The sequence below is a fragment of the Catelliglobosispora koreensis DSM 44566 genome, assembly GCF_000379685.1.
In the GTDB taxonomy this organism is placed as follows: Bacteria; Actinomycetota; Actinomycetes; order Mycobacteriales; family Micromonosporaceae; genus Catelliglobosispora; species Catelliglobosispora koreensis.
In genome coordinates this window covers 241,207-256,618 of sequence record NZ_KB903272.1, presented here as the reverse complement: position 1 = coordinate 256,618, position 15,412 = coordinate 241,207, and the positions used below count along the sequence as shown (strand labels likewise).

Genomic DNA, 15,412 nt, shown 5'->3' with positions numbered 1-15,412 from the left:
CATTGTCCACTGCGGACAGCGGCGCCGCATGGAAACGGCGCCCTGGCTTAAGCAAGCCGGGCGCCGTTGTGGAGCAAATGGATCAGATGTCGTCGGTCAGGTCCACGGTGGTGGCCGCGGTCGCGCCGATGCCCGTGGCCGCGACGGCCAGCAGGTCGGCCTGCACCGGCGAGTCGACGGTGAGCGTCATCAGAGCCTCACCACCGGCTTCCCGGCGAGCCACGGTCATGGCGCCGATGTTGACACCAGCCTCACCAAGGATCGTTCCGACCGCGCCAACCACACCCGGACGGTCCGTGTAGCGGAAGAACAGCAGCACGCCCTCAGCGTCGAGCTCGAGGTCGAAACCATCGATCTCGGTGAGCTTGAGCTGCTCACGGATGCCGTGCGTGACCACGGAACCGGAGACCGAAACCGTGCGGCCGTCGGGCAGCGCGCCCCGGATCGTCACCAGGCTGGTCTTGCTGTCCTCGCCCTCCTTGGTGACGACGAGGTCAACCTCAACGCCACGGTCGGCGGCGAGCAGCGGTGCGTTGACGTAGGTCACCTGCTCCTCGACGATCGAGGCGAACAGTCCCTTGGTGGCAGCCAGTTTCAGCACGGAAACGTCCTGCGGCACACCGCGCACGTCGACCGTGACGCTGGCGGCGACGCCACCCGCGACGGCCGTGAAGACCTTGCCTAGCTTCTCGGCCAGCGGCAGCAGCGGCCGCACCTCTTCGGCGACAACGCCACCGGCCTGGACGTTGACCGCGTCGGGCACGAACTCGCCTTGCAGCGCGAGCTTCACGCTCTTGGCGACAGCGAGGCCGGCCTTGTCCTGAGCCTCGTTTGTGGACGCTCCGAGGTGGGGCGTGGCCACGACATTGTCGAATTTGAACAGCGGGGAGTCGACGCAGGGTTCTTTGGCGTAAACGTCGACGCCTACGCCTGCTACCCGGCCTTCGGCTAGCGCCTCGGCCAGTGCGGCCTCGTCGATCAGACCGCCCCGTGCGGCGTTGATGATCCGGACTTCCGGCTTGACGAGCTGAAGTTCCTTGGTGCCGATGAGGCCCGCGGTCTCAGCCGTCTTCGGCAGGTGGATCGAGATGAAGTCACTCTCGCGGAGCAGTTCTTCGAGGCCGACGAGCCGCACCCCGAGCTGTGCCGCCCGAGCGGGCTGAATGTAGGGGTCGTAAGCGATCAGGCGGGTGCCAAAGGCGGCGATCCGCTGCGCGAACAGGATGCCGATGCGGCCAAGGCCAATGACACCAACGGTTTTGCCCTGGATCTCGACACCGGTGTACTTAGACCGCTTCCACTCGCCGTTCTTGAGCGCGCTGCTGGCCGAAGCGGTGTTGCGGGCGACGGCGAGCAGCAGGGCGAGGGCCTGCTCGGCAGCTGAAACGATGTTGGAGGTGGGCGCGTTCACGACCATGACACCACGAGCGGTCGCGGCGGGGACCGCGACGTTGTCGAGCCCGACTCCGGCCCGGGCGACGACCTTGAGCCGCGGGGCGGCCGCGATCGCCTCAGCGTCGATCTGGGTGGCACTGCGCACGATCACCGCGTCGGCTTCGGACAGGGCGGACAAGAGCGCAACCCGGTCGGTGCCGTCGACGTGACGCACGTCAAAGTCGTTTGCCAGCACGTCGAGTGCTGCCGGGGCCAGTTCTTCAGTAATGAGCACAACGGGAGTCACAGTCTTGCCTCACGTAGAAGGTGCTGAATGAAAGCGCCGCGCCGCGCCCTATTCTGGGGATCGTAGCGAACGCGCTGCTCAAGTCGCGCGATGCATCGGTGTGACGGTGCGCACGCGAGCCGGCAAACGTTGCACGACCTGGCGGAAGGTCTCCGCTTCGGACGTGATGCCGTCATATAGCCGATCGAAGGCTAGCGTTCCCACCGCCGGGTAGACCCGCTCTCGCGGAGGCTCCTTGGCGGACAGGAATTCCATAATCTCCTCGCGCAGCGACGGCGGGCAAATACTGGAGTGGTAGATCACATTGAGCGCCTGTGTGCGCATCGACACGACGTGATCGTCGCCCTTGTTGTCGTGGAAATGCGGGTTGCGGCTCTCAACTTGCAGGACTTCGACCCCCGAAGTCATGACGTCGGTGTCGGGCGCTGGCAGCACCCCGCCGAACTGTTCGAACAGCTCGACAAACTGGAATGGCTCGATGGCGAAGCCGCCGGCCATACGCATTTTCAGGCCTAACTCCAGGCTTAGAGCGTGTTCGCCCGCGTTGCCGGTGACCACAGCCTCGGTGCCGAAACCGGAGTATTCGGCGAGCAGCCGGTTGAGGTATTCATTGGTGATCTCGGAGCTGCGGCCCCGTCGGCTGAAGAACAGTCTGCTGTCGCGCACCTTTGGCTTGGAGTGCCAGCTGATCCGGACCATCCGGTATGGACTGTTCACCATGGCCAGGCCGGCGGCGTACACCTTGCAGTATTCGTGCACGGCACCGGGAATGTAATTGTCGGCGTCTATGTAGCCGACGTACTTGCGCCCGGTCATGGCCGCCAGAGCCATGCCGACGAGCATCGCCTCACCTTTGCCGTTGTGCACCAGGCCCTCTTCGTCAAGCAGCTCGGGCATTCCGGCCGCTTTGAGGGATGACGCCAGGCCGGGGTCGCGTTGATGCACGGCCAACGCCGCGCGGTCGGCTAACCGGCAGAACTGCTCCAGGGCACCGATCTCCATGTCATAGCGGTCGACGGGCGATCGGTCGCTATTGGACACCAGGACGATCAGGCAGTCGTGGGGAATTCCGGAGAGCACGCCCTCGATGACGCGGCGTGGCTCGTTCATGCACGGCACTACGATGACTAGATCCTTTTCGATATCCCGGATCGTGTCGCGGGAAATGATCCGCGACGGGCCAAGTTGATCATCGTAGGTCTGCGTGCCACAGTCGATTTCGATTACGCGCTGTAGTTCGTGAATACGAACGGCGCCGAATCGTTCGGTGCGGTACGGATACTCCAGACGCATGGCTGGAAGGTACCCGAAAGGTTGAGTATCTGTTCGCCCCTAAAGCTGAGAAATCTCTGTTAACTACTCAAAGTAGTGAAGCCGTGCCTAAGGGGTCACCTTAGACACGGCTTCTTCTTTCTACCTATTCGGTTTTTAGGCAGTCTCTGTGATCGGGCGATCGACCCAGCTCATCATGCCGCGCAGCTTCGCCCCGACCGCCTCGATCGGGTGCTCGGCACCCTGTTCCTGCAGCTTGGTGAAGTTCGGGCGGCCAGCGTCGTCCTCAGCCACCCATTCGCGGGCGAACTCGCCACTTTGGATCTCGGCCAGGATCTTGCGCATCTCATCCTTGACGCGCGCGTCGATGACCCGTGGGCCACGCGTCACGTCGCCGTATTCGGCGGTGTCCGAGACGCTGTAACGCATTCGGGCGATTCCACCCTCGTACATGAGGTCCACGATCAGCTTGAGCTCGTGCAGACACTCGAAATAGGCGACCTCGGGCGTGTAGCCAGCTTCGGTCAGCACCTCGAACCCGGTCTGCACCAGCGCCGCGGCGCCTCCACAAAGGACAGCCTGCTCGCCGAAGAGGTCCGTCTCGGTCTCTTCCTTGAACGTGGTCTTGATGACGCCAGCGCGGGCACCACCGATCGCCTTGGCGTAGGACAGCGCGAGCGCCTGGGCGCCGCCGGTCGCGTCCTGCTCGACCGCGATGAGACACGGCACACCCTTGCCGTCAACGTATTGCCGGCGCACGAGGTGGCCCGGTCCCTTCGGCGCGACCATCGCGACGTCCACATCGGACGGAGGCGTGATCAGGCCGAAGCGGATGTTGAGCCCATGACCGAAGAACAGCGCCTTGCCGGCGGTCAGGTTCGGCGCGATCGACTCGGCGTAGATGAACCGCTGCGCGGTGTCCGGCGCGAGGATCATGATGACGTCGGCCTCGGCCGCGGCCTCAAAAGGCGTGACGACACGAAGACCGGCCTCGACGGCCTTGTCCCAGCTCTTAGAGCCGGCGCGCAGCCCAACGCGGACGTCCACCCCGGAATCCCGCAACGACAGCGCGTGCGCGTGACCCTGGCTGCCATAGCCAATAACCGCCACCTTGCGGCCCTGGATTATCGACAGGTCGGCATCGTCGTCGTAGAAGATCTCAACCACTTTGGTTACTTCCTTTGTGTTTTAAGCAGCTGCAACACGCAGAGCGGGACTTGCGGTGATGGCCCGCGAACCCCGGCCGATAGCGACCAGGCCGGACTGCACCATTTCCTTGATTCCATACGGTTCTAGATCGCGCAGAAGCGCGTCGAGTTTCTCAGCCGTGCCCGTGGCTTCGATCGTCAGCGCGTCGGGAGCGACATCGACCACCCGGGCGCGGAACAGCTGGACCGTCTCCAGGACCTGCGAGCGCACGGGACGGTCCGCCCGCACCTTGACCAGCAGCAGTTCCCGCTGCACTGAGCTGGCGGGTTCCAGCTCAACGATCTTCAGCACGTTGACGAGCTTATTGAGCTGCTTGGTGACCTGCTCCAGCGGCTGGTCCTCAGCGTTGACGACGACGGTGATCCGGGAGACCTCGGGGTGCTCCGTCTCCCCCACCGCCAGCGAGTCGATGTTGAACCCGCGCCGGGAGAACAACCCGGCCACCCGGGCCAGCACACCGGGCTTGTTTTCCACCAGAACAGAAAGTGTGTGCTTAGCCATGGCTACAGGTCGTCCTCGTCGAAGACGGGGCGCACGCCCCGGGCGAACATGATCTCATCGTTGCTCGTGCCGGCCGCGACCATGGGCCACACCATCGCGTCCTTGCCCACAACGAAATCGATAACCACCGGGGCGTCATTGATTTCCATCGCCGCCTTGATGGTGGCGTCCACATCGGACGCTGACTCGCAGCGCAAACCTATGCAGCCCAAGGCTTCGGCGAGCTTGACGAAGTCAGGGATGCGGTGTTTGTGCGTGCCGAGGTCGGTGTTGGAGTAACGCTCGTTGTAGAACAGCGTCTGCCACTGGCGCACCATGCCCAGATTGCCGTTGTTGATGACGGCCACCTTGATCGGAATGCCTTCCAGCGCACACGTCGCGAGCTCCTGGTTGGTCATCTGGAAGCAGCCGTCGCCATCGATGGCCCACACGACCGTGTCGGGCTTGGCCACTTTGGCGCCCATGGCGGCGGGCACCGCGTACCCCATGGTGCCTAGGCCCCCAGAGTTAAGCCAGGTGGCCGGCTTCTCGTATTTGATGAACTGGCTGGCCCACATCTGATGCTGGCCCACGCCGGCGCAGTAGATCGCGTCTGGTCCGGCGATCGCGCCGAGCCTGGAGATGACGTATTGCGGGGCGAGGGTGCCGTCGGACGGCTCCTCATAACCCATCGGATAGCGCGTCAGCAGATCGTTTAGCGCGGCCCACCACTCCGTATAGGACAGTTGTGGCACGGCTTTCAAAGCGGTGATGAGTTCTTCGATCACGTGCTTGGCGTCGCCCACGATCGGCACGTCGGCGTGACGGTTCTTGCCGATCTCGGCCGGGTCGATGTCGGCGTGGATGACTTGTGCGTCAGGGGCGAACGAGTCGAGCTTGCCCGTCACGCGGTCATCGAACCGGGCGCCCAGGGCGATCAGCAAATCGCTGCGCTGCAAGGCATACACGGCGGGGACCGTCCCGTGCATGCCTGGCATGCCCAGGTGCTGCTGGTGTGAATCGGGGAAGGCGCCGCGGGCCATCAGGGTTGTCACCACGGGAATCCCGGTCAGCTCAGCCAGTTCCAGCAAAGCGGAGGTCGCCTGAGCCTTCAGCACACCGCCGCCCACGTAGAGCACGGGCCGCTTGGCGGCTTGAATCAAGCGTGCCGCTTCGCGGATCTGCTTGCCGTGTGGGTGCATCGTCGGCCGGTAGCCCGGCAGGTCGAGCACGGGCGGCCAGCTAAACGTGGTCTGCCCGGCGAGCACGTCTTTGGGGATGTCGACGAGCACCGGGCCGGGGCGGCCGGTGGAGGCGAGGTGGAACGCTTCGGCTAGCACGCGCGGGATGTCGGCTCCCGTGCGCACCAAGAAGTTGTGCTTCGTGATCGGCAACGTGATGCCCTGAATATCGGCTTCCTGGAAGGCATCCGAGCCGATCGAGGCGCTGGGAACCTGCCCGGTGATGGCGACGAGCGGCACCGAATCCATGTAGGCGTCGGCGATCGGGGTCACTAGGTTGGTCGCGCCCGGGCCGGAGGTGGCCATACAGACGCCAACCTTTCCGCTCGCCTGGGCATAGCCCGTCGCGGCGTGGCCGGCCCCTTGCTCGTGGCGCACCAGGATGTGGCGCACCTTCGAGTCGAACAGCGGGTCATAGGCCGGGAGGATCGCCCCGCCTGGGATGCCGAAGATGACTTCAACGTCGAGTGCTTCGAGCGATTTGACGAGGCTCTGGGCTCCGGTGACGGTTACTGGAGCGGCGGCTGCCGCGGGCTTGACCGCCGCCGCGGTCGCCCGGTTTTTCTCAATGGCATGCGCGAGTGTCTCGGGACTCGGTTTTGTCATCTGTCTTCACACCCTCTAAGAGAATCCCAGCCAACAAAAAAGCCCTCGTGCCAAATGGCACGGGGCTGGCGCGCTCTCCATTACTGGGAGAGCGCGCTCAAATAAGTACTCGTGGGGCTGGACGCCTCGACATGCTGCCCAGCTTGACGCATCTCAGCGGATGAGTCAACTGCTCCCGGATGTTGGGACAGTCGTGTCTTTCCTGCTCATCGCGGGAGCCGGCAGCGGTGGCATCGACACGAGCATCGCCTCCAAGTGCTCTCCAGGCACGCCCCGGCCGAACAGGAAGCCCTGTCCGTAGGGGCAGCTGGTTGAGGCGACGAGCTTGTGATGTGACATATCCGCTATTCCCTCGGCGATGACCTGAAGCCCGAGCCGCTGGCCGATGCGGACCGCGACGTCGACGAGATCGACGTCGGAGACCAGACCCTGGTCGATCTTCAGGATATCCACCGGGATCTCGCGCAGCGCCCCAAGGTTGGAATAGCCCGCGCCGAAGTCATCGAGCGCGATCCGCACCCCAAGCGAGCGAAGAGAAGCCAAGACCCGCCGGAACTCATCCACATCGACAGCGACGGCGTGTTCGGTGACCTCCAAAACCAACCTAGAGGGGGGTACGCGGTGAGCCCGCAACACATCCCGGACGCGATCCAGATACTCCGCCGAGTGCAGCTCCCGTGGCGAGACGTTGACCGAGACCCACACGTCGTGCCCGTCGCTGAGCCAGCGGCTCAGTTGCCGGCACGCCTCGTGCAGCACCCACGCGCCCAGGACTTCGATGTGCCCGGTCTCCTCGGCGATCGGGATGAACTCCAGCGGCGACACCGCTCCTAGCTCGGGGTGGTTCCAGCGCAACAGCGCTTCGGCGCCAACCGGGCGCACTGAAGGCAGGGCGACCACGGGCTGAAAGACGAGTACCAGCTGCTGTTTGTCGATCGCGTCGCGCATCTCGTGCTCGATGGCGCTGCGGCGGCGCAGGGTGCGGTCGAACGTTTCGTCGTAAAGCTCGACACGGTTCTTGCCGTGCATCTTGGCGGCCCGCTGAGCAAGGTCGGCGTTGCGCAGCAAGGAGTGGATGCTGTCGGCTGTGGCGCAGCCGGCCAGGCCCATGCTCGCGGACAGGTAGATCGGGCCGCCAGCGGCGTGATAGGGCCGCCGCAGCACGCCTAGGAGACGCTCGGCCACCTTGACGGCATCAGCGGGACGTCCCGCCATGAGCACGGCGAATTCGTCCCCGCCCAGGCGTGCGGCGAGGTCACCGGGACGCAGGTTCATCCGCAGGCGCTGGCCGACTTCGATCAGCACCGCGTCACCAGCGTCATGCCCACGCAGGTCATTGACGTTCTTAAACCCGTCAAGGTCCAGCGTCAGCAGCACACAGGAGGCGCCGCTCGTTGCCTCGACGTATAGCGACCTGAGCAGACCGCGCCGGTTAGCCAGCCCTGTCAGCGGATCGGTGTGCGCTAGTTCCCGGTAGTGCGACTCGCTGTCAGCCAATCGGGTGTGCACCTTGCGCAAGTCGATGAACGCGATGTACTGCCGCCCCACGAGGAAGAACCCGTTGGCGACACCCACGATCGCGGTCACCGCGTCGATCCCGTCCTCATACGTGAAGCCGTAGATGGCGACCACGGAAAGGGCGAGAACCGGAGCGAGCGCTGTGGCCAGGCCGGAGCTCGGTGAGCCGTCCGTGCGCGCGGCGGCGGCCGCCACGGGCACGGCTTCACCAGAGGCCCAGAGCCAGCCGGCCAAGGGCAGCAGAAGGGAACCGAGCAGCGCGACGACGACCGTGTGATAGCACGCGCCAGCGGCGACCAGGGTCGTGCCCACGGCGACCAGCCCGGCGGCGGTGCAGCGGCGCGCGACGAGACGGCGGTCCACTTGCGACCGTACAGTCACGACAGCGGCCAGCCCGACCACGATCGAGGCTAAGGCGGAAGCCACCATCACTGGCACACAGCTGCCCGGGATCCACGAGAACACGGGCTTGTCGGGGCGCAATATCAGCACCCACAACGGGATGAAGATGCCGGACGCGACGGTCAGCGATTCGAGGGTGAGGCGCAGTCGCGCTCCCGGCCCGACGACGCGGTCGCAGAAATCCAGCAGCACGGCGACGAGCATCAGCGAGGCGATCGAGGCCGGAAGCCCGAAAACCATGCCCGCCTTCATGCGTGCATTCATTTCGTGCAGTGGCCACGTCCGCGTGATGAAGTAACCGACGATGCTGCCGATGCCCCAGACCACGAATACGCCGCTGCATAGGGCGAATCGGCGTCTGACGGCGAGCGTCCACGCTGACGGAACAGCGGTGATCCCACCGATCACCGCGGATAGAGCGAGCCCCAGTTGGAGGTCCACGCCACTAACTGTGGCGTATGTCAATACACAAAGCGAGACTGATTGTGCGACTTCACCTCCGCCAGCGGTCTCATCTAATGGACCTCAAGCGCCTGAGCTGGGATCAGCGTCTGAAGAGTGACACACTTGCCAACATGCCAGCCTTGCGCTCCCGCACTTCGACCCATGGCCGCACCATGGCCGGTGCCCGTGCCCTGTGGCGCGCCACCGGGATGACGGATAGCGATTTCGGCAAGCCCATCGTCGCGATCGCTAACAGCTACACGCAGTTCGTGCCCGGACACGTGCACCTTAAAGACCTAGGTGACCTAGTCTCCGGAGCGATCAAAGAAGCCGGCGGCGTAGGCAGGGAGTTCAACACGATCGCGGTCGACGACGGGATCGCCATGGGTCACGGCGGGATGCTCTATTCCCTGCCGTCTCGTGAGCTGATCGCCGACGCTGTTGAGTACATGGTCAACGCCCACTGCGCGGACGCTCTGGTCTGCATCTCCAACTGCGACAAGATCACGCCCGGCATGCTGCTAGCCGCGCTGCGCCTGAACATCCCGACCGTGTTCGTGTCCGGTGGGCCGATGGAATCAGGCAAGGTCGTTGGAGACAACCGCAAACTTGACCTCATCGACGCCATGATCGCCGCCTCGACCGACAGCGTCTCCGATGAAGAGCTGAGCGAGATCGAGAAGGCGGCCTGCCCGACGTGCGGTTCGTGCTCGGGCATGTTCACGGCCAACTCGATGAACTGCCTGACCGAAGCGATCGGGCTTTCCCTGCCGGGCAACGGTTCTACGCTCGCCACGCATGCGTACCGCAAGGACCTGTTCACCCGCGCCGGTTCGCTGATCGTCGACCTGTGCCGCCGTTACTACGACGGCGATGACGAATCCGTTCTGCCGCGCGCTATCGCGACCCGTGACGCCTTCGAAAACGCCGTCGCCCTCGACGTCGCGATGGGCGGCTCGACGAACACGGTGCTGCACCTGCTCGCCGCCGCGCGCGAAGCCGAGCTCGACTTCGGCGTCTCCGACATCGACGCCATCTCCCGCCGCGTCCCGTGCCTGGCCAAGGTCGCCCCGAACAGCCAGAAGTACCACATGGAAGACGTCCACCGCGCTGGCGGCATCCCGGCCATCCTCGGTGAACTCGACCGCGCTGGCCTGCTCAAGCGCAACGTCCACTCGATCCACTCGCCGAACCTCGATGACTGGCTGTCCACGTGGGACATCCGTGGCGGTGCGGTTGATCAAGAGCTGTGGCGCGCGGCCCCCGGTGGCGTCAGGACGACTCAGGCGTTCAGCCAGTCGTCGACGTGGTCCACTTTGGACACTGACGCGGCAGAGGGCTGCATCCGCTCACGTGAGCACGCCTACTCCCAAGACGGTGGTCTCGCGATCCTGTTCGGCAACCTGGCACCCGAGGGCTGTGTCGTCAAGACCGCTGGTGTGCCTGAGGAATGCTTGACGTTCAGTGGCCCGGCGAAGGTCTACGAATCACAGGACGACGCCGTCACCGCCATCCTCGGCAAAGAAGTCGTCGAGGGCGACGTCGTGGTCATCCGCTACGAAGGCCCCAAGGGCGGCCCCGGCATGCAGGAAATGCTCTACCCCACGTCCTTCCTCAAAGGCCGTGGCCTTGGCCGCGCCTGTGCCCTGATCACCGACGGCCGCTTCTCCGGCGGCACGAGCGGCCTGTCCATCGGCCACGTCTCCCCCGAAGCAGCCGGCGGCGGCCTCATCGCCCTCGTCGAACCGGGCGACATCATCACCATCGACATCCCGTCGCGCACCATCTCACTCGACGTGCCAGAGTCCACATTGGACGAACGCCGCGTCGCGCAGGACAAGCGCGAAAAGCCCTACACGCCAATCAACCGCCAGCGTCCCGTAAGCGCCGCCCTGCGCGCCTACGCCAGCATGGCGACTTCCGCTTCAGATGGCGCTTACCGCAAGGTGCCGTGATTCCGCCTTCATGCGAGTGGCTCTGGTCCGGCACTGCGACTCTTTCTCGTCGCGGTGCCGGCTTTGGTTTATGCCTGCACCCTGACCGGCCGCGATCCTTGGCCTTGATTTCCGCGATGCCGTCGCTTGACCCGGTCCGTGCGCGCGCCTGGCAGGCCTTGCCGGGGCTTCCTTCAGGGCGGGTCCGATGTCCGTCGTGGCCCAGACCGTCCCTCCCGCGAGGCCCTCCAGGTCCGCGCTCCCCTAGCCCGCCACCGCCGCGCTTGCCCGCCCTTCACCGCGGCTCCCGCTTCGCCGCGGTTCCGCCTTCGTGCTGCGCACCACTCCGCGCTTCCTAGGCCCCCACCTCCGCGTTTGGCTCCGGCTTCGCTATGGCTTTCGGTTGCCTGCGGAAAGAGTTGACTTGGTTTTGATCCACAGCCGGAGGTGAGATCCACAGCCGTTGGGACGTGATCGAATCGGCTTTTGATCACGCCCCAAGGGATGTGGATCACGGAGGTGGGTGGTGGTGCGGCGCGATCAGGAGGGTTCGTTGCCAGGGCGCCACTTGATGGAGCATCCGATCGAGGGGTACTGCGGCTCGGAAACGGGTTGGCCGACGCGCAGGGCGGATACGGCCGCGATCAAGGACGAGCCGGTGAGCGGAACGTCGGATTTGGGACGCGAGTCGTCGAACTGTCCGCGATAGGCGAGCAGGCGGTCGGGGCCGTAGAGGAAGAAGTCGGGCGTGCACGCCGCTCCGTAAGCGCGGGCGACTGCCTGAGACTCGTCGTAGAGGTAGGGAAAGCTAAATCCGGCCCGTTTGATCTGGTCTACCAGGCGCTCCGGTGCATCCTCGGGGTAGTTGATCACATCGTTCGAGCTGATTCCCACAGCGGCGATGCCCAGTTCCGAGATCACGGACGCCAGCTTGGTTTCGACGTGTTTCACGTATGGGCAGTGGTTTGACAGAAACGCGACAAGCAGCACTGGCGCGTCACTGAAGTCTTTAAGGGACACGGTCGATCCCGTGGTCACCGCGGGAAGGGCGAAATCGGGTGCCGGTGTGCCCAGCTCAACCATGTTGGAGTCAACAGCCATGCCCACATTCTGCCCTTCGCAAAGAAAGATAGGATCGCCGTGACCGCGACTGGCGCACACAGGTGGGGATAACCACCGGGGAGCGAAGTAGAGAGCACCGCGCGCCTGGGTGCTCCGGGCTGGAATTTACGTATAAGCGAGGAGCATGATCATGCACGAACCCAAGCTCACCCATCTCGCCCAAGCCGACCCGGCGCTCGCTGCCCTGATCGAGGGCGAAACTCAGCGCCAGCACGACAAGCTGCGGATGATCGCGTCGGAAAACTACGTTTCGACCGCGGTCTTGGAAGCCTCCGGCACCGTTCTCAACAACAAATATTCCGAGGGGTACGCCGGAAAGCGTTACTACGAGGGCCAGCAGTTCATTGATCAGATCGAAACGCTGGCGATCGACCGGGCGAAGGCGCTCTTCGGCACGGAGCACGCGAACGTTCAGACCTACTCGGGCTCGCCGGCCAACCTCGCGATCTATCTGGCGTTCCTGCAGCCGGGCGACACCGTGATGACGATGTCCCTCGCGCACGGCGGTCACCTGACGCACGGTTCGCCCGTGAGCATCACCGGCAAGTGGTTCCGCCCTGTCCACTATGGAGTGGAGCGCGAGACCGGCCGGGTGGACATGAGCAAGGTGCGCGAGCTCGCCCTGGCGGAACGCCCCAAGCTCATCATCTGTGGTGGAACGGCCATCCCGAGGACCGTTGACTTCCCTGCCTTCGCTGAGATCGCCCAGGAGGTGGGCGCGATCCTGATGGCTGACATCGCGCACATCGCCGGCCTGATCGCCGGTGGCGCACATCCATCGCCGGTCGGTTTCGCTGACGTGATCACGACCACGACGCACAAGACGCTTCGTGGCCCGCGTGGCGCCATGATCATGGCCAAGGCGGAGCACGCGACCGCTGTGGACAAGGCCGTCTTCCCCGGTCTTCAGGGCGGACCGCACAACCACACCACGGCCGGCATCGCCGTCGCCCTGCACGAGGCCTCGCAGGCGTCCTTTAAGGACTACGCGCACCAGATCGTGGCCAACGCCAAGGCGCTCGCCACAGCGTTGAACGAGCTGGGCTTTGATCTCGTGTCCGGTGGCACGGACAACCACCTGATCCTGGCTGATCTGACCGGCAAGGGCATCGGTGGCAAGCCGGCCGCTAAGGCGCTTGACGTCGCGGGCATCGAGCTGAACTTCAACGGTGTCCCGTTCGACACCCGCCGTCCGCTCGACCCGTCGGGCATCCGGCTCGGCACGGCCGCGCTGACCACCCGCGGCCTGACCGAGCAGCACATGCCACAGGTCGCCGCGTGGATGGACCAGGCGATCAACGCCGCCATCAAGGAGGACACCGCCGCTCTCGACCGCGTCTCTGGCGAGGTCAAGGAGTTGCTGCAGGGCTTCCCGATGCCGGGTTACACGTCCTAAGACGACCAGTGTTAAGGCGGCGCACCCTCGTGGTGTGCCGCCTTTCGCTTATGCCGCAACAGGTATGCCGAGGGTCTCGCGAAACTGCTCGATGAAGAAGGTGCTCTTGATCCCGGCGGTCGTCTCCGCCCCGAGCACACCGAACTCCTCGGCATAGCTCACGCCACCGTTAGGGCCAAGGGGCAGCACGATCTCGTCCGCGTGCGGTTCATAGGTCTTCAGGTCACCAGTGCCCTCGATCAGGGCACAGATGTTCGCCGCGACGACTTCGGCATGGTACCCGGCATGGCGCGCCATCTTCATCTCCGGCACCGCGGTGAGGTCGCCAACGGCGAACACGGTGGACTGACCGTCAACGTGAAGCGAAGGTGTCACCGTGAGCTGACCGTTGGCCTGCCTGGCTTTCGCCAACTCCGCGTCGAGGTAACCGGAGTCGACAACCGCGCCGTAACACGGGAACCACATGTCCGCCGCGATGTCCACTCCGGACGCTGTCGTGACCGTGAACGCTTGAGCCTGCCCCGGCTCTGAGGACGGCAGTGTTTTTAGCGACGTCCCTAGCACCAGCGAGACGTCCAGTGCACGCAACTGTTCCGTGAGCTCGGCACGAAACGCCTCGGGGAACCGTCCCGAGATCAGTTCTGGCATGGGGTCGACGATCGTCACCGCCTTGTCTGGCCACGCGGCTTTGATCTCCCCAGCGAACTCCAGCCCGACCGGGCCAGCGCCGAGCAGCAACACGTGGGATGCCTTGGTCATTTCACCGCGCAGGGCGTGCAATTGAGCCGCCGCTGTTTCACTTGCGAGGGTGTGCATCTTCGCCGGAAACGGCACGGTCGAGCCGGTAGCCAGCACGATGTAGTCAGCGTTGATGACTTCACCCGACGCCAGTTCAACGCTTGAGGCACTCACCCGGACCGCTTTGTCCTGGCGAATCTGGCCGCGCGCGAGCAATCCGTCATACGGAACGAACATGCGCTCTGTCCATTGTGGATCAACAACAGCCCGCAACGCGGCGACATTGTGCACGAAGGAGTCCCGTGGTTCGACCAATATCACGTCGGCCACCTCATCGAGCGCCTTCGCTACCGCGATCCCACCGTATCCGCCGCCCACCACAACAACTGTTTGAGTCATGCGATCGACTGTCGTTCGCCCAGCCGGTACTAGGAAGGCCGTGCTTATGGTGGTAGTGACAGGGCCACCATCGTCGGCCACAGGCGCGCTAGGTTCAAACGGTGAGCGATAACGAGCTGGGTCTGTTCCTGCGCACAAGACGGGAAGCCTTGACGCCCGCCGAGGCCGGATTGCCGCCTGGGAGCCGCAGGCGCACCACCGGCTTGCGCCGCTCCGAAGTCGCGACGCTCGCCGGCGTGAGCGTCGAATACGTCACGCGACTGGAGCAGGGTCGCGATCGCCACCCGTCGCCGCAAGTGTTGTCGGCGCTCGCGGGCGCGTTGCGACTGTCCGGGCACGAGCGCATTCATTTGCACCGGTTGACGAAGGCGCCCGGCCCGGGCTTCAACTGCCGTGGCGAGTCAGCGCCGGCCGAGACGATTCGCCCTGCGGTGCAAGCGATTCTGGACCGGCTCGAACCAACGCCTGCGGTTCTTCTCAACCGTCTCAACGACATGGTGGCGTACACAGACGGTTTCGGCCGTCTCGCTCGCCCGGCCGGTCTGCTCGACGGCGAGCGCCCCAACTTCGCCCGGTTCGTGTTTACGGACGCCAGGGCGCGGGAGGTCTTTCCCGACTGGGATCACGTGGCCGACGATCAGGTCGCGACACTGAAGCAGGGACCGTTCCGGATCGACCGCCACGTGGCCGGGCTGGCCGATGAGCTGACCGTCACCGCGGGCGAGGCGTTCACCGCGCGGGTGGCTAGCCTGCCGGGACTGCCCAAACCCAGTGGCGTGATTCGGTTTCAGCACCCAGACGTGGGCCCACTTCGGCTCGCTTACGAAACGCTGGAGCTTCCCGCCGACGACGACCAGCGTCTACTCATCTATGTGCCGGCTGACGCCGCGACCACCGCAGCGCTCGATGACTTGAATTGGCAGCGGGCACCTCTGCGCTTAGTGAGCTGATTCGTCAACTTTAGTTGACG

11 protein-coding genes and 1 riboswitch are annotated in these 15,412 nt (G+C 64.7%); of the genes, 3 read left to right on the top strand and 8 right to left on the bottom strand.

Annotation, left to right across the window (positions count from 1 at the left end):
* Window positions 1-82: 82 nt before the first annotated feature.
* The 6 genes from serA to A3E1_RS41770 form a co-directional block, all read right to left on the bottom strand.
* Window positions 83-1,681 (bottom strand): phosphoglycerate dehydrogenase, encoded by a 1,599-nt coding sequence (gene serA / locus A3E1_RS0123815; protein ID WP_020523297.1) that lies wholly within the window; start codon window positions 1,679-1,681, stop codon window positions 83-85.
* Between the two features lie 78 nt (window positions 1,682-1,759).
* Entirely contained in the window at window positions 1,760-2,974 is a 1,215-nt protein-coding gene (gene mpgS / locus A3E1_RS0123810) for a mannosyl-3-phosphoglycerate synthase (protein ID WP_020523296.1), read from the bottom strand.
* 135 nt (window positions 2,975-3,109) lie between these two features.
* Window positions 3,110-4,120, bottom strand: a complete 1,011-nt coding sequence (ilvC, locus tag A3E1_RS0123805; protein WP_020523295.1) for a ketol-acid reductoisomerase — start codon at window positions 4,118-4,120, stop codon at window positions 3,110-3,112.
* A gap of 21 nt (window positions 4,121-4,141) precedes the next feature.
* Entirely contained in the window at window positions 4,142-4,663 is a 522-nt protein-coding gene (gene ilvN / locus A3E1_RS0123800; RefSeq protein WP_020523294.1) for an acetolactate synthase small subunit, read from the bottom strand.
* Window positions 4,664-4,665: 2 nt separating this feature from the next.
* Window positions 4,666-6,489, bottom strand: coding sequence for an acetolactate synthase large subunit (locus A3E1_RS0123795; RefSeq protein ID WP_020523293.1), 1,824 nt, complete (start codon window positions 6,487-6,489; stop codon window positions 4,666-4,668).
* Between the two features lie 165 nt (window positions 6,490-6,654).
* A complete protein-coding gene (locus A3E1_RS41770; RefSeq protein ID WP_020523292.1) occupies window positions 6,655-8,850 on the bottom strand; it encodes a putative bifunctional diguanylate cyclase/phosphodiesterase in 2,196 nt (731 codons plus the stop codon).
* 134 nt (window positions 8,851-8,984) lie between these two features.
* Here A3E1_RS41770 and ilvD point away from each other — a divergent pair, with 134 nt between their 5' ends.
* Window positions 8,985-10,808: a dihydroxy-acid dehydratase gene (gene ilvD, locus A3E1_RS0123785; RefSeq protein WP_026208770.1), complete on the top strand. Its 1,824-nt coding sequence runs from the start codon at window positions 8,985-8,987 to the stop codon at window positions 10,806-10,808.
* Window positions 10,809-11,327: 519 nt separating this feature from the next.
* Here ilvD and A3E1_RS0123780 read toward each other — a convergent pair.
* On the bottom strand, window positions 11,328-11,888 hold the full coding sequence (locus A3E1_RS0123780; RefSeq protein WP_020523290.1) for a thioredoxin family protein: 561 nt from the start codon (window positions 11,886-11,888) through the stop codon (window positions 11,328-11,330).
* Window positions 11,889-11,923: 35 nt separating this feature from the next.
* Window positions 11,924-12,006, top strand: a riboswitch (ZMP/ZTP riboswitch).
* Between the two features lie 33 nt (window positions 12,007-12,039).
* On the opposite strand from A3E1_RS0123780, the gene A3E1_RS0123775 reads away from it, so the two are divergent.
* Window positions 12,040-13,305 carry a serine hydroxymethyltransferase gene (locus A3E1_RS0123775; RefSeq protein ID WP_085952256.1) on the top strand — a complete coding sequence of 422 codons (1,266 nt, stop codon included), beginning with the start codon at window positions 12,040-12,042 and terminating at the stop codon, window positions 13,303-13,305.
* A 48-nt stretch (window positions 13,306-13,353) separates the two neighbouring features.
* Here A3E1_RS0123775 and A3E1_RS0123770 read toward each other — a convergent pair whose 3' ends face one another.
* Window positions 13,354-14,442 carry an FAD-dependent oxidoreductase gene (locus tag A3E1_RS0123770; RefSeq protein ID WP_026208768.1) on the bottom strand — a complete coding sequence of 363 codons (1,089 nt, stop codon included), beginning with the start codon at window positions 14,440-14,442 and terminating at the stop codon, window positions 13,354-13,356.
* Between the two features lie 101 nt (window positions 14,443-14,543).
* Here A3E1_RS0123770 and A3E1_RS0123765 point away from each other — a divergent pair, with 101 nt between their 5' ends.
* Window positions 14,544-15,392, top strand: coding sequence for a helix-turn-helix transcriptional regulator (locus A3E1_RS0123765; RefSeq protein WP_020523287.1), 849 nt, complete (start codon window positions 14,544-14,546; stop codon window positions 15,390-15,392).
* Window positions 15,393-15,412: the final 20 nt, after the last annotated feature.